The sequence below is a fragment of the Delftia sp. CH05 genome, assembly GCF_009827015.1.
Lineage (GTDB): Bacteria > Pseudomonadota > Gammaproteobacteria > Burkholderiales > Burkholderiaceae_C > Comamonas > Comamonas tsuruhatensis.
In genome coordinates this window covers 44162-66698 of record NZ_WUMG01000021.1, presented here as the reverse complement: position 1 = coordinate 66698, position 22537 = coordinate 44162, and the positions used below count along the sequence as shown (strand labels likewise).

Annotated in this window: 19 protein-coding genes; 10 read left to right on the top strand and 9 right to left on the bottom strand. The window is 67.5% G+C overall.

All coding sequences use genetic code 11. The features are described from left to right. Nucleotides 1-44 precede the first annotated feature (44 nt). From GRX31_RS17315 to GRX31_RS17285, 7 genes are all read left to right on the top strand, one after another. Nucleotides 45-947, top strand: a complete 903-nt coding sequence (locus GRX31_RS17315) for a LysR family transcriptional regulator (RefSeq protein ID WP_160853917.1) — start codon at nucleotides 45-47, stop codon at nucleotides 945-947. A gap of 110 nt (nucleotides 948-1057) precedes the next feature. Further along, nucleotides 1058-2041 carry a Bug family tripartite tricarboxylate transporter substrate binding protein gene (locus tag GRX31_RS17310; RefSeq protein ID WP_160853915.1) on the top strand — a complete coding sequence of 328 codons (984 nt, stop codon included), beginning with the start codon at nucleotides 1058-1060 and terminating at the stop codon, nucleotides 2039-2041. A gap of 9 nt (nucleotides 2042-2050) precedes the next feature. Further along, nucleotides 2051-3238, top strand: a complete 1188-nt coding sequence (locus GRX31_RS17305) for a CaiB/BaiF CoA transferase family protein (protein ID WP_160853913.1) — start codon at nucleotides 2051-2053, stop codon at nucleotides 3236-3238. Then, nucleotides 3235-3999, top strand: a complete 765-nt coding sequence (locus tag GRX31_RS17300; RefSeq protein WP_160853911.1) for an enoyl-CoA hydratase — start codon at nucleotides 3235-3237, stop codon at nucleotides 3997-3999. Before GRX31_RS17305 ends, GRX31_RS17300 begins: the two co-directional genes overlap by 4 nt. A 156-nt stretch (nucleotides 4000-4155) precedes the next feature. After that, complete coding sequence (locus GRX31_RS17295) at nucleotides 4156-4992, top strand: lectin (protein WP_047474826.1); 837 nt, start codon at nucleotides 4156-4158, stop codon at nucleotides 4990-4992. Nucleotides 4993-5001: 9 nt separating this feature from the next. Next, on the top strand, nucleotides 5002-5844 hold the full coding sequence (locus tag GRX31_RS17290; RefSeq protein ID WP_160853909.1) for a YdcF family protein: 843 nt from the start codon (nucleotides 5002-5004) through the stop codon (nucleotides 5842-5844). A gap of 87 nt (nucleotides 5845-5931) precedes the next feature. After that, nucleotides 5932-6402 (top strand): VOC family protein, encoded by a 471-nt coding sequence (locus GRX31_RS17285; protein WP_013802423.1) that lies wholly within the window; start codon nucleotides 5932-5934, stop codon nucleotides 6400-6402. 6 nt (nucleotides 6403-6408) lie between these two features. On the opposite strand, the gene GRX31_RS17280 is transcribed toward GRX31_RS17285, so the two are convergent. After that, a complete protein-coding gene (locus GRX31_RS17280) occupies nucleotides 6409-8388 on the bottom strand; it encodes a UvrD-helicase domain-containing protein (protein ID WP_160853907.1) in 1980 nt (659 codons plus the stop codon). Nucleotides 8389-8803: 415 nt separating this feature from the next. On the opposite strand from GRX31_RS17280, the gene bioB reads away from it, so the two are divergent. Beyond that, the gene (bioB, locus tag GRX31_RS17275; protein ID WP_012205605.1) at nucleotides 8804-9865 is read left to right on the top strand and encodes a biotin synthase BioB; all 1062 of its coding nucleotides are present in this window, start codon (nucleotides 8804-8806) and stop codon (nucleotides 9863-9865) included. 45 nt (nucleotides 9866-9910) lie between these two features. Here the strand turns inward: bioB and GRX31_RS17270 are convergent, their stop codons facing one another. Next, nucleotides 9911-11062 carry a site-specific integrase gene (locus GRX31_RS17270; RefSeq protein WP_051139114.1) on the bottom strand — a complete coding sequence of 384 codons (1152 nt, stop codon included), beginning with the start codon at nucleotides 11060-11062 and terminating at the stop codon, nucleotides 9911-9913. A gap of 253 nt (nucleotides 11063-11315) precedes the next feature. Here GRX31_RS17270 and GRX31_RS17265 point away from each other — a divergent pair, with 253 nt between their 5' ends. Next, a complete protein-coding gene (locus tag GRX31_RS17265) occupies nucleotides 11316-12296 on the top strand; it encodes a DNA-binding protein (RefSeq protein ID WP_034366969.1) in 981 nt (326 codons plus the stop codon). Between the two features lie 32 nt (nucleotides 12297-12328). Here the strand turns inward: GRX31_RS17265 and GRX31_RS17260 are convergent, their stop codons facing one another. Together GRX31_RS17260 and GRX31_RS17255 are read right to left on the bottom strand one after the other, a co-directional pair. Next, entirely contained in the window at nucleotides 12329-14125 is a 1797-nt protein-coding gene (locus tag GRX31_RS17260) for a methyl-accepting chemotaxis protein (RefSeq protein WP_160853905.1), read from the bottom strand. 118 nt (nucleotides 14126-14243) lie between these two features. Beyond that, nucleotides 14244-15569, bottom strand: coding sequence for a serine hydrolase domain-containing protein (locus GRX31_RS17255; protein ID WP_202396616.1), 1326 nt, complete (start codon nucleotides 15567-15569; stop codon nucleotides 14244-14246). Nucleotides 15570-15735: 166 nt separating this feature from the next. Here GRX31_RS17255 and GRX31_RS17250 point away from each other — a divergent pair, with 166 nt between their 5' ends. Then, nucleotides 15736-16662, top strand: a complete 927-nt coding sequence (locus GRX31_RS17250) for a LysR family transcriptional regulator (RefSeq protein WP_202396615.1) — start codon at nucleotides 15736-15738, stop codon at nucleotides 16660-16662. A gap of 4 nt (nucleotides 16663-16666) precedes the next feature. Here the strand turns inward: GRX31_RS17250 and GRX31_RS17245 are convergent, their stop codons facing one another. The 5 genes from GRX31_RS17245 to GRX31_RS17225 are packed head-to-tail and all read right to left on the bottom strand — an operon-like array spanning nucleotide 16667 to nucleotide 22486. Continuing rightward, a complete protein-coding gene (locus tag GRX31_RS17245) occupies nucleotides 16667-17449 on the bottom strand; it encodes a (2Fe-2S) ferredoxin domain-containing protein (protein WP_237426715.1) in 783 nt (260 codons plus the stop codon). Then, nucleotides 17436-18209 (bottom strand): ABC transporter ATP-binding protein, encoded by a 774-nt coding sequence (locus GRX31_RS17240; RefSeq protein WP_160853897.1) that lies wholly within the window; start codon nucleotides 18207-18209, stop codon nucleotides 17436-17438. Before GRX31_RS17240 ends, GRX31_RS17245 begins: the two co-directional genes overlap by 14 nt. Continuing rightward, on the bottom strand, nucleotides 18206-19291 hold the full coding sequence (locus GRX31_RS17235; RefSeq protein ID WP_160853895.1) for a FecCD family ABC transporter permease: 1086 nt from the start codon (nucleotides 19289-19291) through the stop codon (nucleotides 18206-18208). The genes GRX31_RS17240 and GRX31_RS17235 overlap by 4 nt, the downstream gene beginning before the upstream one ends. Then, the gene (locus GRX31_RS17230) at nucleotides 19278-20330 is read right to left on the bottom strand and encodes an ABC transporter substrate-binding protein (protein WP_160853893.1); all 1053 of its coding nucleotides are present in this window, start codon (nucleotides 20328-20330) and stop codon (nucleotides 19278-19280) included. The genes GRX31_RS17235 and GRX31_RS17230 overlap by 14 nt, the downstream gene beginning before the upstream one ends. Continuing rightward, nucleotides 20330-22486: a TonB-dependent receptor gene (locus GRX31_RS17225; RefSeq protein ID WP_160853891.1), complete on the bottom strand. Its 2157-nt coding sequence runs from the start codon at nucleotides 22484-22486 to the stop codon at nucleotides 20330-20332. The genes GRX31_RS17230 and GRX31_RS17225 overlap by 1 nt, the downstream gene beginning before the upstream one ends. Nucleotides 22487-22537: the final 51 nt, after the last annotated feature.

The following is a 22537-nucleotide window of genomic DNA, read 5'->3' as shown; positions in this document are numbered from 1 at the left end:
GCGGCACAATCGTCGCCCTCCAGCCAGACGAGAGGGCCGCCGCCATGATGAAGATCGACTCCACCACCGTGCAGCTCGTGCTGGCCATTGCCGAGGAGGGCAGCATCTCGCGCGCTGCCGACCGGCTGCAGCTGGCGGTGGCGGCGGCCTCGCGGCGGCTCAGTGATCTGGAGGCCCAGCTCGGCACGCGCCTGTTCAAGCGACAGCCCCATGGCGTGCAGGCCACCGAGCCCGGCCTCAAGTTGCTGGCCCATATCCGGCAGATCGGCAACCTGGTCGATCGCCTGGAGGGCGATGCCCAGGCCCTGGGCCGCGGCCGTGACGGCCGCATCATCATCGGCGCGCCCAAGTCGGCCCTCCTGCAGTTCCTGGCCGCCGACATCGCGGCCACCCAGCGCCGCTATCCCCACATCACGCTGCAGGTGATGGAAGAAAACAGCCGCATCGTCCAGCAACTGCTGCGCGACAAGGTCATCGACATCGGCATCTTCGAGAAAACCAGCGGATTCGTGGACCTGCCGCGCGCCGACTACCGGCGCGACAGCCTGGTGCTGGTCTACAGCCGCAGGCATTTCAGCTTCGGCGACCAGCCCGTGGAGCTGGACCGGCTGCTGGAGTGCCGCATCGTCAGCCTGGGCCGGGGCTCGGCCATCCTGAATGCCCTGCGCCGTGCCCATCACAGCCGGGGCAGGGTGTTCCGCAATGATTTCACGGTCAGTGGCTTCGACACCATGCTGGCCCTGGTGCGCGAAGGCCTGGGCGTGGGCCTGATGCCGCCAGGCGTGCTGTGCAGCTTCCACCCCGGGCCGGAGCTGGGCTGTGCCGCGCTGGAAGGCGACTGGCACGAGCGCAGCTATGTGCTGTCCTTCATCGAAGGGCAGGCCCAGCAACAGGCGTTGCACAACGTGGTGGCGGCGCTGCTGCATCCCGCCTCCGAGGCGAACTGAGAGCGTCACGGTTTCGCATATGGCGAAACCAGACATGCGTTCCACAGGCTTGCGGCGAATCCGGCGCGCGGCGACAGTGGCTGCACAACAACGATGTGCAGGAGACAGACATGAGACGCCGCGACTTCATCGCGGCCGGCGCCGCCGCGCTGGCCGCTCCCTGGGCAGGGGCCTCGCCCCCGGGCTCCGACCTGCCCAAGGGCCCCGTCAAGATCCTGGTGGGCTGGGCGCCCGGTGGCGGCACCGATGTGTTCGCGCGCATCGTGGGCCAGAAATTGTCCGAGGTCTGGGGCCGGCCCGTGGTCGTGGAGAACAAGCCCGGCGCCACCGGCTCGCTGGCGGCCGAGTACTTCGCCAGGACGCGCTTCACCGAAGGCATCAACCTGCTGATGGCCCATGTGAACACCCATGCCATCTCGCCGCAGATCTTCAGGTCCATCACCTATGACCCGCTCAAGGACTACGCGCCCATCGCCCTCATCGGCGCCACGCCCCACATCCTGGTGACCAGCAGCAGGAACAGCCATGGCTCGGTGCAGGAGGTGGTGGAGCTGTGCCGCAAAAGCCCCGGCAAGATCAGCTTCGGCTCGTCGGGCACGGGCTCGGTACAGCACCTGGCGGCCGAAATGTTCAACATGGCGGCCGGCGTCAAGAGCATCCACGTGCCCTACAAGGGCTCCGGCCCCATGCAGACCGACCTCATCGGCGGCCAGATCGACTTCAGCTTCGACACCATGACGGCCGCCACCGCCCAGGTGCGCGCCGGAAAAATGCACGGCATCGCCCAGACCCGCGTGAACCGTGCCAAGGGATTCCCGGCCATGCCCACCATGGACGAGCAGGGCTTCAAGGGCTTTGACGCATCGAGCTGGTACGGCGTCGTCGGCCCGCGCGACATGTCCAGGGAACTGGCCCAGCGCATCAATGCCGACATCAACCGCGTGCTGGCCATGCCCGACGTGGTCAGCCGCTTCGACGGATACGGCGTGGAGGACGGCGGCGGCTCCGTGGACAAGTTCGCGGCCTTCATGGCTGCCGAATACAAGAAGTGGGGCGACGTGGTGCGCGCCGCAAAAGTGACCGAAGAAAGCTGAGGACCCGGCATGAGCAATCCCCAATCCAACCCGCAACAACTGCCCCTGCAAGGCATACGCGTGCTTGACGTCAGCCAGGTCATGGCCGGGCCCTTTGCCTGCATGCTGCTGGCCGACCTGGGCGCCGATGTCATCAAGGTCGAGCCTCCGGGCACCGGCGACCAGACGCGCGGCGCCATGGGCTTCAAGATGAAGGGCCCGGACAGCATGGGCTTTCTGAACATGAACCGCAACAAGCGGTCGCTGACGCTGGACCTCAAGAGCGAGGAGGGGCGTGAGGCCTTCTACCAATTGGCCACGACAGCTGATGTCATCGTCGAGAACTACCGCCCCGGCGTTGTCCAGCGCCTGAAGATCGACTACGAAAGCATTCGCCGCATCAATCCGCGCATCGTCTATGTCAGCATCTCGGGCTTCGGCCAAAGCGGGCCCTGGGCCCAGCGGCCGGGGTTCGACCTCATGGCCCAGGCCATGTCGGGCGTGATGAGCGTCACCGGCTACAAGGGAGAGAAACCCGTCAAGGCCGGCGTGCCCGTGGCCGACATCGGTTGCGCACTGTTCGCCACCTACGGACTGCTGGCCGCCTACATCGGCGCGCAGAAGACAGGGCAGGGCCAGCACATAGACGCCTCGCTGTTCGACTCGGCCATGGCTTTCTCGATCTGGGACATGTCCGAATACTGGGGCACCGGCGTGCCGCCCGCGCCGCTGGGCACCAGCAACAAGATGAGCGCCCCCTACCAGGCCGTGAAGGCGCGCGACGGCTACTTCGTCATGGGCGCCACCAACCAGAAACTCTGGGCCAGGCTGTGCGCGCTGATCGAGCGCCCCGATCTGCTCGAGCACCCCGACTACGCCACCGTGGCGCTGCGCCTGAAGCACCGCGAGGCACTGATAGGCGAGCTGGAAGCGGAATTGGCCCACCACGACAGCGCCGACTGGGTGGACCGCATGCTGGAGGCCGGAATTCCCGCCGGCCCGCTGCTCACCTATCCGCAAGCCTTCGAGGGCGAGCATGGCCGGCACCGCGGCATGTGCATGGAGATCGACCACCCCATCGAGGGCAAGGTCAAGAACATCGGCTTTCCCGTCAAGATGCTCGGCACGCCCCAGCAGGTGCGCCGCCATCCGCCGCTGCTGGGCGAGCACAACGCGGAAATCATGGCCGAACTCCAGGCACTGAAGGCCGCCGCATGAGCACCGCCCTGCATGAATCCGTGGCACTGACCGTTCACGCCGGGGGCGCGGCCGAGATCCTCATCGACCGCCCCGAACGCCACAACGCCATGAGCATGCCCATGTACGAGGCCTTGCTCACGGCCCTGGAGCGCTGCCAGGCCGACCCGGCCATCCGCTGCGTGATGCTGCGCGGCGCGGGCGGCAAATCCTTCATCTCGGGCACTGACATCGCCTACTTCAAGGACTTCCATGACGGCCAGCAAGGCATTGCCTATGAAGCCTTCGTGGAGCGCGTGATCGACGCCGTGGAGCGCATCGCCGTGCCCACCATCGCCGTCATCGACGGCTGGGCCGTCGGCGGCGGCCTGGCCCTGGCCACGGCATGCGACTTTCGCATCTGCAGCACCGGCTCGCGCTTCGGCGCGCCGATTGCCAAGACGCTGTCCAACACGCTGTCGTCACGCAACATCGCTCGCCTGGTGGCCAGCTTGGGCGTGCCGCGCGTCAAGCGCATGCTGCTGCTGGCGGACTACCTGTCAGCCGAGCAGGCCGAGGCCTGCGGTTTCGTGCATACGGTGGTGCCGGCAGATCAATTGCAAGCCCAGGCACAGGCGCTGGCCGAGCAGCTCATGGCCTTGTCGGCAACCACCCAGTCAGCAGTCAAGGAAAGCCTGAGGCGCATCGTCGTGGAGCAGCGGCTGGATGATGAGGATCTGGTGTCGGCGGTGTATGGGAGTGGGGAGTTTCGGGCGGGGGTGGCGGGATTCAACAGGCAATGATTTGAGCCAGCCTTGCCAGAATCTGGCGCAATCCTACAAATTGCTTGGCTAAACTCCGCAGCCTGGAAAGAGGCGGTGGCTGCATTCTTGGCCTGAAAGAAAAGGCCGGTTGCTGCGCGTAGCCGCCCCTCAGATCAACGCAGCCCGAGAAATCCCATGCAAATCAATAAATGCATTTCCGTCCTGCTGGCCAGCAGCTTCATCCTGCCGGTTTTGCCTGCGCATGCAGGCGAAGAGACGGTGCAGCTCATGTCCAATGGCCGCTACCAGACCTACAGCCTGCCCGACGACGCGCAGCAGGTCCAACTGGTCGAGACCTTGGCGGGCAACTGCAGCTACAACCAAAACTGGGGCTATGACCTGGGCCGCCGGGAGATGTGGGTCAAGGGTGGCTGCGGCGGGCGTTTCCGCATCCTGACCGGCCTGCCCCAGGGCGCGCAGGGCCAGGAAGGCGGAAGCGACAACACGGGCGCATGGATCGCCGGTGCCGCCGTGGCAGCCATTGCCGGCGCCGCCATTTTGGCGAACAAGCGCGACAAGGACCGCGAACGTGAACGCGACGAGCAATGGAACGATGACCACTATCCGGGCTACCCGGGCCAGCAGCCCGGCTACCCGTCGTGGGGAGGACGGGAGGTGCGGGGCCAGAACGGCCTGTGCCTGGATGTGTCGGGCGGCCTGCGCCCGGGCAACGGCCTCATCGTGTATCACTGCAGCGGCGGTGAAAACCAGCGTTTCACGCTGACGCGTGATGGCGAGATGCGCGTGGGCGACCTGTGCCTGGACGTCGCCGACGGAAGCACGCGCAATGGCGCGCGCGTGATTGCCTGGCAATGCCGCAACCAGCCCAACCAGAAATGGGACTGGAGCCGTGGACAGATCCGCAGCCGCTTTGCCAACAAGTGCCTGGACATCGAAGGCGGCAATGCCCGGCCGGGCCAGCCCGTCATCGTGTGGTCCTGCGCCGGCGGCCCCAACCAGCGCTGGAACTGAGGACGCTTGTTGCACAAGCTCTCTGCCGCGCCCGGGCCAGTGCCCGGCCGCAACGCCGTCGCGGGCATTCGGCGGCTGGGGTCCTTGCAGTGGCTGGGCCTGATCACTGGCGCCGTGCTGCTGGGCGATGCCGTGGTGCTGATGGCGCGCGGCATGTTCAATCTGGGCGTGACGCTGCCAGCGGTGCTGGGCCTGCTGTTCATGGCGTGCAGCTTCTGGCGCGCGGCCATTGCGCGCAGGCTGCGTGCCAGTGCCTGGCTGCGGCGCGCCTGGTGGCTGGGCTGGGCGGCGTTGGCGATGTGGCTGGCCAGCCTGCTGCTGTTCTGGGCACATCTGCTGTCTGCTTCTTCCCGGCTGGCCCCTGACCAGCCGGTGCAGGCCATCGTGGTGCTGGGCAGCGCCACGCGTGAGGGACAACCGTCGCTGACGCTGGCCCAGCGGCTGGACCGCGCCGCCGAACTGGCTGCAAGCCAGCCCAAGGCGCTGGTGGTCACCAGCGGCGGCGTGGACTTTGGGGAAAGCGAGAGCGAGGGCGCCGTCATGGCGCGCTATCTGCAGCAACGCCACGGCATTGCGCCAGAACGCCTGCTGATGGAGCAGCGCAGTACCAGCACGGCGCTGAACCTGGCGTGGAGCCTGCCCCTGCTGCAGGAGCGCGGCGTGGCCCCGGACGCGGCGATTGCCATCGTCACCAGCGATTTCCACACGCTGCGCGCGGGCTGGATTGCCGAGCGCAGCGGCTACGGCCAGGCCTTCACCGTGGGCGCGCCCACGCCCGTGACGATCCGCGCCAACGCCTGGCTGCGCGAGTACTTTGCGGTGATCAGCGGCTGGGTGCTGGGGGAGTTCTGAGCCCCATGGCGGCATTGCCCGCTGCGCCTTGCGTGCCCCGGTTTGCCTCCACAATGTGATTCTTCATACATCAACAGGAGCGAGACAGTGGCAAGCGAACAGCGTCCTTTCCGGGTTCTGGGCATACAGCAGGTGGCCATCGGCGGCACCGACAAGCAGCGCATGAAGCGCCTGTGGGTGGACATGCTGGGGCTGACCCAGACCGGCACCTTCCAGAGCGAGCGCGAGAATGTGGACGAGGACATCCTGGCCATGGGCCAGGGCGCGCACAAGGTCGAGGTGGACATCATGCAGCCGCTGGACATCGACAAGAAGCCTGCCGTCCACACCACGCCGCTGAACCATATCGGCCTGTGGATCGACGACCTGCCGCTGGCCGTGCAGTGGCTGACGGAGCAGGGCGTGCGCTTTGCGCCCGGCGGCATTCGCAAGGGCGCTGCCGGCTACGACATCTGCTTTCTGCACCCCAAGAGCAATGACGAGTTCCCGATTGCCGGCGAGGGCGTTCTGATCGAGCTGGTGCAGGCGCCGGCCGAGGTGATCGCCGCGCTGGGCTGAGGCGCCTCAGGCAAAAGGCTGTACGCGCCGCTGGACATGTTCCAGCAGCCACAGCTTTTTTCTGGCGCGCGTCATGGCCACGTACAGGCGGTTGCGCTCCAGAAAGGCCAGCGCGTGCGGGGCCGTCGCCGGAAAGCGGCCAGGCTCCATGAAGGGCAGGGCGACGTGGTCGTACTCCTTGCCCTTGGCTTCCTCGATGGTGCTGAGATGGAAGTCGAATCCGCGCTCGGCCCGCACGGCACGCTCGAAGCGCGTGGCCATGGCCGCCACCTGAGCCAGCATGTCGGGCACGGTCATGCCCGCCACCGAATCCATGAAAGCCTTCACGCGCTGACGCAAGGCCGCCGTCTGGGCCTGCGACAGGGCCACGCCGGCAAACAGCCCCCAGACATCGGCCTGCTCCAGCAGGCTGCGTGCGTCTGACTGAAGCGCCAGAGGCAGTTGCAAGAAGCTGCCAAAGGCCTGGAAGTTGCGTTGTCCGCCCTGCAGGCTCGATTGGTCGCTCAGGAAGCGCCAGATGATCTGCGGGTTGTGCAGCATCTCGCCTGCCATGCGCTGGGCCAGCGTGTGGCGGCTGGATGGATCGGCCATGTCACCGCCAGCCACGCTGCCCTTGCCGTAGAACAGCGCACCTTCCACGAAGGCCGCCAGGATCTCGCTGCCCAGCACGCTGGTCTCGGCCTTCCAGGACAGCGCCTGCATGCCATGTGCATAGCAAAGGCCCAGCAGCAGGGCAATCTCGCGCTGCAGGTAAAAACGCTTGAAGCCGTAGAAGCTGGCGGACTTGCCGGCGCGGTGGATGGCCCATTCCAGCGCGCAGGCGTCCTGCTCGTGGCGCAGGATCACGGTCAGCGAGGGATTGCGCGCGCCGGGCGACGGGGGCTCACCCGGCGCCGCCGTTGGCGTGCCGCGCGCCAGACCGGCCTGGATCTGCAGCAGCTGGTCAATGCACTGGCTGTCATCGGCGTGCTGCAGTTGCTGCACGGTGCTGAAGCGCGTGGGCGCCGCTGTCAGGCCCACATTGAACAGCGCATTGACGGCCTTGGCCACTTGGGGGCCGAAGCGCCGCGACTGGTTCAGCGCCAGCGTGGCCGTGGCCTGAGGCAGGAAATCATCGAGCTGGTGGAGCTTGTCGCGGAACACGGACCAGGCCTGTGCCTCGATGTGCTGGTTGAAGTCGCCTGCGCCCAGAAAGGCGCAGCCGCTGGTTCCGACCAGGGCGCGCAGCACCTGCAGCGAGGCCGGGTCCAGGTCATGCATCTCGTCGAACACCACCAGGTCGTAGCGCGGCAGGTCCAGCGCCTGGCCCTGCAGGGCGTCGCTGGCCAGTGCATGGCTGCAGTCGCCTTCGGCGTAGTACAGCGGGTCGCCGCAGTGATCGATGCGGCGGCGCTCGTACTCGAAGAACAGGCAAGCCAGGCGGTAGTCGAGCAAATACTCCTCGCAGAAACTCGCCAGTCCCATGCCTTCCTCGGCCAGGCGCTGGGGCAGCAACGACTTCTTGGCGCCGAGGTTGAAGTCCCAGAAGGCGTCCAGATCCAGATCGCCGGGCTGCTCGAACAAAGGGTCGGGCTGCCAGGCCAGCCGCTCGCACAGCGCGGCATGTGCCTCGCGCACACGGGCCTGCAGTGCCACGCGGTCGGCCAGAAAGCGGGCCGCCGGGTCGCGGCGGCGGATCTGCTGGGCCGCCCAGCGCTCCACCGTGGTGATCTGCACCTGGGGCGGCACCTCGCGCACCAGTTGCTGCAGCCGGTGATGGAAGGCCGCCACGCCGGAGCGCGAATACGCCAGCACCAGAATGCGCTGCGCCTGGCCGCTGCGGCAGGCCTGGACCACCTTGCAGGCCAGCGTCGTGGTCTTGCCCACTCCCGCCAGCGCAGCCACGATGGCCGAACGCCCCTCATGCGCCAGGATGGCCTGCTGCTCGCGCGAGAGCAGCAGCGGCTTGCCGTGTTCGGTAGGAAATTCCAGGGAGCGCAGGGACATGTGAGGGAAATCTGAGCAAAAGCGGCGAAAGCAGAGAGAAACGGGTTCAGCCGCAGGCCGGCAGGGCTGAAAGCCGCTGTGGCGACGACGGAGGGCACCCATTGTGGTCGTTTTGGAGAGGCATCTGGCAGGTATTGGGAATCCGTTGCCGCGCCTGTCCACGCATCTTTTGAAGCGCTCATCGGACAATTGAGCGATGTTGACCGCCAATGGCCGCGTGCTTGCGGCAAGAAGAAGTCACCGAGAAGAACTTCTGCCAAAACATGCCCAACATCGCTCAAAAATAAGCGAAGTTCGCTTTTTTTGCAGGCCATGAAAATGGGGCAACTATTTTTGCCAAGGAGCCGGCTTTTTCATTCCCAAGGCTTTTTTTGCTCATCAGAATGAAAAAAGCAGACCCACAGAGGAGTTTTTGATGACCGCCTGCAGCACCACCCCGACGACTTCCGCCACCTCCGCACAGCCTGCGGCCGGCAGCCCCCTGCAATGGCATGCACGCCCCTCCAAAAGCGACACGCTGCCGTTTGAAGGCGCCTGGAGCGTGCAGGCCATCCAGGAACTGCTGGACAAGCCCTTCATGGACCTGATGTTCCAGGCCCAGAGCGTGCACCGCGAGCACTGGCCTGCGGGCGATATCGAACTGGCCACGCTGCTGTCGGTCAAGACCGGAGGCTGCCCCGAGAACTGCGGCTACTGCCCGCAGGCGGCCGAGTTCGACACCGGCGTCAAGGCAGAAAAGCTCATGAGCGTGGACGAAGTCACGCGCGCCGCCCAGGCGGCCAAGGACGCGGGCGCTACGCGCTTTTGCATGGGCGCAGCCTGGCGCGCGCCCAAGGACCGCGACATCGAGAAGATGAACGAGCTGATCGGCGCCGTGAAGGGCCTGGGCATGCAGACCTGCGCCACGCTGGGCATGCTCCAGCCCCACCAGGCGCAGTCGCTGCGCGAAGCGGGCCTGGACTACTACAACCACAACCTGGACACGGCGCCCGAGTACTACCAGGACGTGGTCAGCACGCGCCAGTACCAGGACCGCCTGGACACGCTCAAGGCCGTGCGCGGCGCAGGCATCAGCGTGTGCTGCGGCGGCATCATCGGCATGGGCGAGGCGCCCGTGCACCGCGCGGGCCTGATCGCCCAGCTGGCCAATCTCAATCCGCATCCCGAGTCGGTGCCCATCAACAGCCTGGTGCGCGTGCCCGGCACGCCGCTGGCGGACAGCGAGCCTGTCGATCCGCTGGACTTCGTGCGCGTGATCGCGGTGGCGCGCATCACCATGCCCACGGCGCGCGTGCGCCTGTCGGCGGGCCGGCAGCAACTGGGCGACGCCGTGCAGGCCCTGTGCTTCATGGCCGGCGCCAATTCCATCTTCTACGGGGACAAGCTGCTGGTGACCGGCAACCCCGATGTGGAGGCCGACACCACGCTGCTGCGCAAGCTGGGCCTGAGCGGCACGCGGACCTCGGTACAGGAGTGAGCCTTGGGGCTTTTTGGGGCTTTTGAGCTCTTTTGAGCCGGCACCTCAGCGCTGCGGTCCGCCGCTGCCTTGCGCGGCGGCGGCCGCGTCGTCGTCGCCGGCATCGAGCAGCCGGGCCGCACGGTTGCTCAACGCGGAATCCGCACGGAAATAGCCCAGCACCGTATTGACGCTGCTGTGCCCCGTCAGCGCCATGGTGTCGGGCAGGGGCACGTTCTGGCGCCCGGCCTCGGTCACAAAGCCCGAGCGCAGGGAATGCGCCGAGAAATCTCCCTCCACGCCCGCCAGCGCACAGCGCTGCTTCACGATGTCGCGCACGGCCGCTGGCGACAGGGGCTCGCCCACATGGCCGCCCTTGCGGATGCGCCGGAAGATCGGCCCTTCCTGTATGGCGGCGGCACGCAGCCAATCGGCCAGCGCCTGGGCCGCGCGCCCGGTGACGGGCTTGTGGTTCTCGGGCGCGTCCCGTCCGGACTGGTTGGTCTTGGAGTGGGCCAGCGTGTAGATGAATTCCTGCGGCCCCACGGCCCGCAGGTGGCGCATGTCGGCCCCGGCCACCTCCGAGCGGCGGCGCCCGCCGCTGGACCAGGCGAACAGCAGCAGGGCGCGGTCGCGGCGGCCGCGCAGGCTGTCGTCACAGGTGTCCAGCAATTGCTCCAGCAAGTCGCGCGTCAGCGCATCCTTCTTGGCGGGGCCTTCACCGCGCCGCGCATAGGCCTTGCGCGTGCGCGACATCAGCTCGCGCACGGCACCGTCCTGGCAGGGGTTGGCCAGTCCATGCACCTGATGGGCCTTGGACAGCACCGCCATGCGGTGCACCAGCGTGTTGTGCGACAGGGGGCCTTCGCGGGCCTTGTATCCGGCCTCGACCAGGGCGCGGTCGATGTGCATCGGCATTTCACTGGCCAGGCCCGCGCCGGTCTGCCGCTGGGCATGGTCAATGATGAATTGCAGCACGCAGGGCACATCCAGCGGCAGCTGCATCTGCCGGTCAAACCGCAGCGCATGCCAGGCGGACCAGTAGCGCATGGCGCTTTGGTAGCTGTTTCTGGTGTTGGCGGATTCGCCCTCGTGCATCAGCTCGCGCACGGCCTGCCGGGCGGCAGGCTCCAGGCCGGCGGACGGCAGGGCGTTGCCTTCCTGGATGTCGTCCAGGGGCTGAGGTCGGGAGGTCAGCGAAAAAGGGCCGGTGCGCATCCATGGATTGTCGCCCGACGCCGCCCGGGCAATCCCTTGCGGGCCTGCAGCGATCGGCACGACGCAAAGTTCACTTTCCAGCGACCATGAGCGGCCTTTTTGCGCCACAAATCCGTGTAATGTGCGCATCCATACTGTATGAAAATTTCATATGTAATATTTAATACATCTAACATATGATGTATTACAAAAAGTTAAAATAACTCACGATAACAACCTCTTATCGTTGGTAATCTTGGAAATAGTTCACGATATGCAGAAAACATCCACCCGTGGCGTGCAGGAAGCCGATGTCTGGGCTGCGGCAGACGCCTTGATCGCCCAGGGCCTGCGGCCGACCATCGAGCGCGTGCGCCAGCACATTGGCCGGGGCTCGCCGAATACCGTCAGCCCCATGCTGGAGACCTGGTTTGCCACGCTGGGCCAGCGCCTGGGCGTGGCGGCAGGGCAGGGCGAGCTGCTGCCGTCGTCGGTGCCCGATCCCGTTCAGCGCCTGGCGCAGCAGCTGTGGGACGCCGCCCAGGAAGAGGCCATGGAGGCTGCCCGCGCCGCCCTGCAATCCCGGGAGGAAGCGGCACAGGCCACGCAGGCCGAGCTGCAGGAGCAGCAGGAGCAAATGGCGCGGCGCGAGGCGTCCATGCAAGCGCAGAAAGAGGCCATGGACCAGGCCCTGCAAGTGGCCCAGGCCCAGTCGCAGGACTTGTCGCGCCGGCTGGATGAAATGCAGCAGCAGCTGCAGGACCGCGACGAACGCCTGGAAGAAATGCGCGATGCGCTGGCCGAAGCCGCCCGCCAGCGCGAGGCGCTGCAGCAAAAGCATGGCGAGGAAATGCAGTCCGCCGCGCTGGAGCGCCAGCGCATGGCCGAGCAGTACGCGGGCAATGAGCGCCACATGCTCAATGAGGTGGATCGTGCGCGGCAGGAACTGGCGGCCGCGCGCAAGGCCGCCACCGAGCAGGAGCGCAAGGCAGCGACCCGCCTTGCAGAGCTGCAAAGCCGCTATGAAAAGAGCGAGGAGGAGCAGCTGAGCCTGCACTCCCAGCTGCAGACCGCCCAGAATGCGGCCGCCCTGGCGCAGGAGCGGGCAGCGGACCTTCGCAGCCTGCTGCAGGCGCAGCAGCGATTGGCCGGTGCGGCCATGCCCGAGGCGGGTGCTGGACTGCCCATGGGCCGGCGCGCAAGCCTGTCTGCGGCGCGCCGCTCCATGACGCGCCTCAAGGACAGGCGGGGCTAGCAGTCAGGGCCTGCGCCCCTGGCTGGGCCCGGTCAGGACTGGAGCCGGAACCCCGCCACCACATCCGCCAGCTGCGCGGCCTGCTGCTGCAGCGACTGGGCGGCGGCCGTGGCCTCTTCGACCAGGGCCGCGTTCTGCTGGGTGGACTGGTCCATCTGGCTGACGGCGGTCCCGATCTCGGCAATGCCCGTGCTCTGTTCCTGGCTGGCATTGCTGATCTCGGTGACGATGGCGGTCACGCGCTGCACGCTTTCCACCACCTTGCCCATGGTGGCGCCTGCGTCCTGCACCAGCCGGCTGCCGGCATCGACCTGGCCCACGGAGTCATCGATCAGCGCCTTGATTTCCTTGGCGGCCGTGGCGCTGCGCTGGGCCAGCGTGCGCACTTCAGAGGCCACCACGGCAAAGCCGCGGCCCTGCTCACCGGCACGGGCTGCTTCCACAGCGGCGTTGAGCGCGAGGATATTGGTCTGGAACGCGATGGAGTCGATCACGCCAATGATGTCGGCAATGCGGTGCGAGGATTGTTCGATGCCGCCCATGGTGCGCACCACCTCGTCCACGACCGTGCCGCCATGCGTGGCGATGTCGGAGGCGCTGCTGGCCAGTTGCCGCGCCTGGCGCGCATTCTCGGCGTTGTGCTGCACGGTGGCCGTGAGCTGCTCCATGGCGGCAGCCGTTTCCTCCAGCGAGCTGGCCTGCTGCTCGGTGCGTGCCGACAGGTCCTGGTTGCCGCTGGCGATTTCGGTGGAGGCATGGCGCACGGTCTCGGACGATTCCCGGATGCGCACCAGCACCGAGGCGATCTTGTCGGTGAAGTGGTTGAACGCGCGTGCGATCTGCGTCAGTTCGTCATTGCCTTGCACCGACAGGCGGCGCGTGAGATCGCCGTCACCCGAGGCGATGTCTTCCAGCGCATCGCGCACCACGGCCAGCCGGCGCGTGACGCGGGCAATGACGACGCCCAGCAGCGCAATCGCCAGGATCAGCGAAATGGCAACGATGGCGCCCGACACCTTGAGCAGCGAACCCAGCGCGGACAGCGCCTCGTCGCGCTGCACGGCCACCACCAGTTGCCAGTCCGTGCCGGGCACGCCCTGGCCGTAGAGCAGGAAGTCCTTGCCGCCGACGGGCGTGCGCATGCCGGAGTCCGCCTTGGGCAGGGCCTGGATGGCGTCGGCACCCAACTGGGGCGAGAGCGCGGAGACGGGCTTGAGCGTGAGTGCCGGATCGGGATGGGTGACGATGGCGCCCGCCTCATCCACCAAGAAGGCAAAGCTGCCCGGCGTGGGCCGGATGGCGCCCACGGTGCGCACCACGGTGGTAAGCAGCACGTCGGTGCCGACCACGGCGACGGGATTGCCGGCCGGGCCCACGGGCTCGGCAAAGGTCACGCCCACTTCGGGTGGAGAGACAAACAGATAGGGCGCCGTCACGATGGGGCGGCCTTCCTTCAACGCCTGCCTGAACCAGGGGCGGGCCGTCACGTCGTAGTCGGCAGCCATCTCGTTGAGGAAGAACATGCGCTTGTCGGTGTAGCCGAAGTAGGCATCCGAGAAGCCGCCGCCGTCGCGCAGCGCCTGGACCACGGCACGCGGGTCCGGCGTATCGACCGCCTGCGCCAGGGTATGGGTCAGCAGGCGCTTGGTCGCCACCCATTCGCCCAGAACCTGGGCCTGGGCGTTCACGAGCTGGCGGCTCTGGTCGTCGAGGGTGGACAGCACATGGCGCTGCACCGTGAGGAAGTTGGCAATGGCCAGGGCCAGCATGGCCACGGTGACGATGGCCACGCTGAGCGCGATGAGTCGCGCACGCAGGGACTGGAACATAGAAGAATTACTTATTGCAAGAAGATGCTACATACGTTAGCAAATTTTCTTGACAATACGCGTTCTTGCAGGCGGTGCCCCCTGGCCGCCGAAGCCTATGCGGGAAATTCGCTCCCCTTCAGCGCTCCCCCGCCAGCAGCCTGCCCAGGGCCTCATAGGCTGGCAGCGAGGTCGGGTCATTGGCCGCATTGCCAGCCACCGGATGGGAGGCAAAGCGCGCAATCACCATCTGTGCCTTGGGATCGATGTAGACGGTCTGGCCATGCACGCCGCGCGCCGCGAAGGCGCCATGGGCGTTGTGCGTGACCCACCACATGTTGCGGTAGGTCCAGCCCGGCAGCAGCTTGTAGCCGGCCTTGGCAAAGGCCGCCGCATCGCCGCCCCGGCGGATATCGTCCACGGCGGCTGCGGGAACGATCTGCTGGCCGTTGAACTGGCCCCGGTTGCGCAGCATCTCGCCAAAGCGCGCCAGGTCCCGCAGGCCCAGGTTCAGGCCGCCGCCTGCAAAGGGCGTGCCCGTGGAGTCCACCGACATGTAGGCATCCTGCTCGGCGCCCAGGCGGCTCCAGATGCGCTCGGACAGCAGATCGGCCACCGATTGGCCGCTCACGCGCGCCAGCACCCAGCCCAGCGCATCGGTGTTGGCCGTGCGGTAGCCGAAGGCCTTGCCGTGCACGCCTTCGGGCTTCACGGTCTGCAGGAATTCGTAGTAGCTGCGCGGCCCGGTGTAGTCCTTGGCCTTGGGCAGCGGGTTGCCCGCTGCCGCGTGCGCCCAGACCTCGGCCTGGGGGTCCGCATAGTCTTCGCTGAAGCGTATGCCCGTGGTCATGTCCATGAGTTGGCGCACCGTGGCATTGCCGAAGGCCGAGGCCGCCAGCTCGGGCACGTACTCCGACACGCGGCGCGAGGGGTCGAGCTGCCCCTCGGCAGCCAGCATGGCCGCCAGCGTTCCGACGAAGGACTTGGTCACCGACATGGCGCCGTGCTGGCCTTCGGGTTTGAGCACGCCGAAGTAGCGCTCATAGATCACGCGGCCCTTGTGCAGCACCACGATGCCGTCGGTGTAGTTGGCCTTGAGCGAATCGCGCCAGGTCATGGGCTGGCTGGCACCCAATGGCGTGAAGCGCAACTCGTCGATGTCGTCGCGCAACGCCTGGGCCAGCGGCGCTGCAGGCGCCAGGCCGCGTGACACATTCACCGTGGGCATGAGCTGGCGAAAGTGCGAGACGCTCCAGCGCATGGCGGGAAACTGGAAATAGGAGCCGTCGTCGAAGCGCAGCATGCGGTCCGGCGGTGGCGGCGAGCCCACCATCCAGCCCAGCTTTGCGGGGTCGCTGGCATCGGCATCGGGATAGGAGGGGGTCTTGGCTGCGGTGACCCCTGCCGTGGCTGTGGCGAACACAAGGCTGCCAGCCAGGGCACCGGCGAAATGTTTGAGCTGCATGGCGGCAACCATACTACGGTTGCCGCGGCGCCAAGATCCGCTGCCAAAGGATGGAAGCCGGCTTCCATCCCAGGCCCTGCGCCCAGTTGGCGCAAGCGCGACAAATGGCTTTCTCGTTGGACTAAGCTTCAAATAGTTTTTGAAAATCAAAGCCTGGCGAATGCCCATGAAAAGCCTGCAAGACCTGGATATCTTCGTGCGCACCGCAGACAGCGGCAGCCTCTCGGCCACGGCGCGTGCCCTGGACCTGACCCCGGCTGCGGCCAGCGCAGCGCTCAAGCGGCTGGAGGCAGAGCTGGGCGTGACCCTGTTCGTGCGCTCCACGCGCAGCCTGCGGCTCACGCAGGAGGGCGAGCTGTTTCTGGAGCACTGCCGCCCCGCGCTGGCCGGCCTGCGCCAGGTGCGCGACCAGTTGGCTGGCGGCCAGGCCGCTTTGCGCGGCACGCTGCAACTGGCCGCCCCCTCCGACCTGGGCCGCAACGTGCTCATGCCCTGGCTGGACGAGTTCCAGAGCCAGCACGCAGGCGTGGATCTGCGCCTGCACCTGTCCGACCGCGCGGCCAATGTCTACAGCGAGCCTGTGGACGCGGCATTTCGCTATGGCAGGCCGCAGGATTCCAGCCTGGTGGCCTTGCCGCTGTCGGACACGCACCGCCGCGTGCTCTGCGCCGCGCCCTCCTATCTGCAGCAGCGTGGCGCCCCCGCCACCCCCCACGACCTGGCCGGACATGACTGCCTGTGCTTCATGCTGGGCGAGGAAGTGCACGACCGCTGGACCTTCTGGCCGGCAGGGCAGGGGGCTGCCGTACCTGAGCCCGTCCATGTGCGGGTGCGCGGCCGCAATGTGGCCAATGACGGAGATGCCGTGCGGCGCTGGGCCGTGGCCGGGCGGGGGATTGCCTACAAGTCGTATTTCGACGTGGCCGAGGACCTGGCCCGGGGCCGCCTTCTTGCGCTGTGCACCGACTGGACGACCGAGTGCGTGCCGCTGTTCCTGGTCGCCCCCAGCCGCAGGCAGTTCACGCCGCTGGTGCGTGCGTTGCGGGATTTTGTGGCGGTGAGGCTGGCCGAGCTGGAGGCGGCACAGCCCTGAGACATCACGAAGCCCGCTTTCCCAGCTCCACAGGCCCGTGCACGTGGTGCTCCGCACAAACCTGCCGTGAGAGCACATGGGCCTCCACCACCTGGGCCGCATTCCCGACTGTCAGCCGCCCGTACCAGACGCCGTCCGGATAGACGATGGCCAGCGGGCCATGGTTGCAGGGGTACTGGCAGCTGGTCTGCAGCAGGCGCAGCCTGGCACGCAGTTCGCTGCTGGCCTGCACTGCCTCGCCCAGGCTTTGCCAGACGGCCACGGCGCCCAGTGCCGTGCAGCGCGGTCCCGTGCAGACCAGGGCATGGTGCTGGTGGTCCGGCACCTGGGACCAGGCCTGGGGATCGTGCTGCCATTGGTCGCCTGCGGTTTCGGCCACATCCGGGGTCTGCAGGGCTTGCCTGATCTGCGGCAGCAGCAGCGCGGGCATGGCGGCAGCGCCCAGCAGATGGTCGGCAAACCGCACCTGCACGCCCTGGTCCGGCAACTGCGAGCGCCAGCGCATGGCCAGCTTGTGCAGCCAGCGCAGCAGGGCAGGCTCGTCGGGCGAGAACAGGGGCAGCACGACGATGGAGCGCGCCGGCAGGCATTGCTGCAGCGCCTCGGGCAGCGAGGGTGCGGCCTTGTCCACGAACGATGTGACGACCTTGCAGGCCGGCTCCAGCGTCTGGCGCAAGGCATCGGCCAGTTCGATCAGGCTTTGGCGCGATGCTGCGCCCGTGCCGCCGCGGCCCAGCACGATCACGGCGTCGGGCCCGGGCGGGATTGATGTTTCAGAGGAGTTCATCGGGAATGAAGCTGATGCGCAGCCGGCCGGTGGCGGCATGGATGTCCACCTCGGCAGCCACGCCGTAGACCTGGCCGATGGTGGCCGGGGTCAGTACCTGGGCCGGTGTGCCATGGGCAACGATGCGGCCTTGTTCCATGAGATAGAGACGGTCGCAGTAGTGGGCGGCGATGTTGAGGTCGTGCAGGGCGACGATGCTGCTGATCTGCAGGCGCCGGACCAGTGACATCAACTCCAGCTGATGGCGTATGTCCAGGTGGTTGGTGGGCTCGTCCAGCAGCATCAGCCGTGGCTGCTGGGCCAGCGCGCGGGCCACGAGCACGCGCTGCTTTTCGCCGCCGGAAAGGCTGGAGAAGCGACGCGCCTCCAGCGCCAAGGCATTCACCTGGGCCAGCGCCTGGCGCATGCAGGCGAGGTCCTCGGCGCTGTCGCCCGCCCAGGGGGACTGGTGGGGGATGCGGCCCATCATCACGGCTTCGCGCACGGTGAAGTCAAAGCTCTGCGGCGCCTCCTGCGCCAGGACCGAGACCTGGGCCGCGAACTCGCGGGCCGTCATGTCCCGGATGTCGCGCTGGTTCAGCAGCACGCAGCCTGCGTCGGGCCGCAACACTCGGTAGAGCATGCGCAGCAGGGTGGATTTGCCGCTGCCGTTGGGGCCGATGAGCCCCACGCATTCGCCGCTGTGCAGGGCGAGGCTGGCCTGGTCCACGATGCGCCGGGCATCGGCACTCCAGCACAGGTCCTGGGCTTGCAGCTTCATGGGCCGCGCCCTCCCTGCACCGGCTGGCGCACCAGCATCCAGACGAAGAAGGGTCCGCCGATCAGCGAGGTGATCACGCCCACGGGCAGTTCCATGGGCGCAAAGGCCGTGCGCGCGACAAGATCCACCAGCACCAGCAGCAGGGCGCCGGCCAGGGCGGCCACGGGCAGCACGCGCCGGTGGTCCGTGCCCACCAGCATGCGCGCGGCGTGCGGCACGATCAGCCCCACAAAGCCGATGGCGCCGCTGACCGCCACCATGGTGCCCGTGAGCAGCGACACCGCCAGGAACAGTGCGCGCCGCAGCCGTGCCGTGTCCACGCCCAGCGTGGCGGCGGCCTCGTCACCGGCCAGCAGGGCGTTGAGCGGGCGCGTCTGCAGCCCCAGCCAGAGCATTCCCGCAGCCAGCACGGCGGCGGGAATGCCCAGTTCCTCCCACTGCGTGCCGGCCAGGTTGCCCAGCGTCCAGGTCAGCAGGGCATTGGCCAGGTCGCGCTGGCCCGATGACAGGGTGATCAGGCTGGTCACGCCCGCCAGCACATAGCCGATGGCCACGCCACCCAGGATCAGCCGCGTGGCATGGATGCGGCCCTGGGAGCGCGCCAGCAGGTAGACGGCGACGGTGGCCGCCAGCGCCCCTGCAAAGGCCCCGGCCGTGAGGGCGTACATGCCGGCCGAGGCCAGCGCACCGAAGGCCAGCACGGCCACGGCGCCCACCGACGCACCCGAGGACACGCCCAACAGATAGGGATCGGCCAGCGGATTGCGCACCATGGCCTGCATGATGGTGCCCACCACGGCAAGCCCCGCGCCCACCAGGGCCGCCAGCAGCACGCGCGGCATGCGGATCAGCCAGACGATCTGCTGGTGCTGCGGCGTGATGCCCTCCAGCGGCGGCGATTGCATGCCCAGCACCTGCAGCAGCCGGCTCCAGGCAATGCGCCAGACCGTGCCGGCAGGCATGTCCACTGGTCCCCAAGTGATGGCCAGCGTCATCACCAGCAACAGGGCCGCGAACAGCAGCAGGCACCAGAGGCGGGCGGCGCCCGGGCGCCTGGGCCAGCGGGAGTCAGTTGGCCGCATGGCTGGGCGCCGGCATGCGGTCGGGGTGCAGGGCCTGCGCCAGGGCGCGGGTCCGCGCAATATTGCGCGGGCCGGGCGTGGCCTCGGCATAGGTCATGACGAAAAACCGCTTTTCGCGAATGGCATCGACGCCGGCCAGCTCGGGCTTGGCCAGCAGGAAGTCGATCTTGCCCTGGGCATGGGGCTGGCCGTAGTCGATGATGACGATCCACTGCGGGTTGCGCTGCACCACGTCCTCCCAGTTGCCTGCGGGCCAGTTGCTGGGAATGTCGTCGAAGATGTTGCGCCCGCCCGCTTCCTCGATCATGGCCTGCGGCATGCCGTAGCGGCCCACGGTCACGGGGATGTCCTGGCCGCTGTCGTAGACGAAGACCGAAGGCCGCTGCCGCACGCCCTGCATGCGCTCGCGCAGGTCCTTCAGGTCGCGCTCCAGCCCCTGCGCCAGTTGCTCGGCATGGGCGTCGATGCGGAAGATGCGGCCCAGGTTGCGCAGGTCGGTCAGGCCGTCTTCCAGCGCCACCTGGCTGCGCGGCCCCACGCGGATGCACGATTCGGACAGCACATACGAGGCAATGCCGTGGCGCTGCAGCACCTCGGGCGTGACCTGGCCCTGGCGAAAACCGTAGCTCCAGCCGCCGAAGACGAAGTCGGCCGAGGCGCCCAGGATGGCCTCCAGGTTCATCTCGCGCTCGGCCAGCCGCGGCACGCGGGCCAGCTGGGCCTGAAAGGCCGGGTCGATCTGCTTGGCCTGCGTGATACCGCTGTAGCCCACCAGCCGCTCGCCCAGGCCCAGAAAGAGAAACATCTCGGTGATGTTCACGTCATGGGTCACGGCGCGCAGCGGTGCGTTGGCGTAGGTCACGGGGCTGCCGCAGACATTGACGGTCACGGCCGCCTGCGGTGCGGCAGCCGGTGCCGGCAGTTCACTGGTGGTGCCGGAATCGCTGCGCGAGCAGCCGGCCAGCAGCAGGGTGGCCGCCAGGGCGCCAGCGCACAGGCCCTGGAGACCGTGGAGGCTTTTGGAGCGCGGCATGGCCATCAGAACCGGATATGCGCCGCGATCTCGAAGCGGCGGCCTTGCCCGACCAGGAACTGGCTGCCGTAGCTCGATCCCACATAGACCCTGTCGGCCAGGTTGCGGCCGATCAGGCTCAGGGTGGTGCGCGCGTCCACCTGCCAGCTCAGCGCGGCGTCGGCCACGGTGTAGGCGGGCAGGTTCACGGTATTGGCGTTGTTGCCAAAGCGGTCACCCACGTAGCGCAGGCCCAGCGAGGCCTGCCAGGCGCCCACGCGGTAGTGGCCCCAGAGGTTGGCCGTGGTCTTGGCCACGTTCTGCGGGCGGTTGCCGGCGCGGTTGCCGCCGGCCTCGATGAGCTTGTCGAACTGGGCATCCACATAGGACAGATTGCCCTCCAGGCGCAGGGCGGGCGTGGCCTGGAAGTTGGCAGTGACCTCGGCGCCGCGCGAGGACTGGCTGCCGCCCTGGATGGAGATGGCCGGGCGGTCGGGGTCGCGCGTGATGATGTCGTCCTTCTTGATGTCGAACACGGCCAGCGTCCATTCGCCGCGCCCGCCTGCCACCTGCTGCTTGATGCCGATCTCGGCCTGGCGGCCCTTGCTCAGCTTGTAAGCCGTGTTGGCCAGGTTCAGCGAGACCAGGCTGTTGACGGGATCATGGCCCGAGCTGATCTGCCCATAGACATGGGTGTCGCGGGCCAGCTCATAGGTCAGGCCCAGGCGCCAGGAGGTGGCGGCCAGCGTCTTGTTGAAATCCGTGCCGCCCACCAGGGAATGGCTGGCAAAGCTGTAGACATCGCGGCGCAGTCCGGCCATGGCCAGCCAGCGGTTGCTGATGCGCCAGGCATCCTCCAGGTACAGCGCATGCTGGGTCACGCCGGTTTCGGTCTTGGCCTTGGTGACATCGGGGCTGGCCCAGCTGCCATGCACGGGGTCCCAGGCCGAGACCGTGGACGAGCCGCCGTAGGGCGAGTTGTTGGACAGCCGCAGGTTGATGCGTGCGGCCTCCCATCCCATGGCGATCTTGTGCGATCCCCGGTCCACGTTCAGGCCCAGGCGATTGCCGGTCTGCTCCAGGTCGTGCAGGATTTCCAGGTAGTCGGAGCGGCCCACGGTCCAGGTGGCGGGGTTGAGCGCGTAGGCCTCGATGTTGCGCCAGTGGCGGTCCGACTGCACGTGGTACAGCTCGTTGCGCACCGTCAGCCAGTCATTGGCCTTCCATTGCACCTTGGCGCGCAGGCGCTCGTCGGCATAGCGCAGCACGCTGTCTTCGGCGTTGTAGTTGCGGTCGCGCAGCGACTCCACCACCTTGCCGTCCAGGCCGGGCGTGCCCCAGTAGCGGCTGGGCTTTTGCACGCTGCGGTCGGCAATCAGGTCGATCTGCAGGTCGCTCGTGGGCTCCAAGCGCAGCGTGCTCATGAACTTGCCGTTGCGCGACTGGTCCAGATCGCGCTCGCCTGCGCTGCGGGCGGTGTAGCTGTCGATGCGGTAGCTGGCATAGGCGCCCAGGGCGCCGGTCACGCCCAGGCCCAGGCGCAGCGTGTCGTCCGTGCCCGCGCCCACCAGCACCTCGGCCGAGCTGGTGCGGCTGGGCTGCTTGCGGATGGCGTTGACCGTGGCGCCCATGGTGCCGCTGCCGTACATCAGCGAGGCCGGGCCGCGCAGCACGTCGATGCGCTCGTAGCCCCAGCTGTCACCCGGATAGGCCGTGGTGCCGGCGGCCACGCCCAGCACCATGCCGTCTTCGGCCACGCCCACGGAGTTCACGCCCGCAAAGCCGCGGCTGCTGAAGGACAGGCCGCCATTGCCCGGCGTGCTGCTGGAGGTCAGGCCCACGGTGCGCGTGACGGCGTCCACCAGGGCGTAGTCGCCGCGCTCCTGCATCTGCTCGGCAGAAACACCATCCACACTGGCCGGCACTTCCTGGTTGGAGACGCCGGTATGGCTGGCCGAGCGCGCAGGCTGGGCCAGTTGCTGGCCGATGCGTTCGGCCTGGCCGGTGACCTGGACCTCGGGCAGGGCGGTTGATTGGGGCGTTGGCGTTTGGGTTTGGGTTTGAGCCTGCGCCGGCAGGCAGATGAAGGCACAGGCCAGGGCCAGCGGGCTCAGCCGCACGGAAAGGGACTGGGCAGCGCGAGCGCTGGAAATCCTGGAAAAGGAAGAATGCATTTCGAACATCGGTCTTCGACCGTCTGATGCGAAAGCAAGGCACTGCCACCTCTCCAGCCA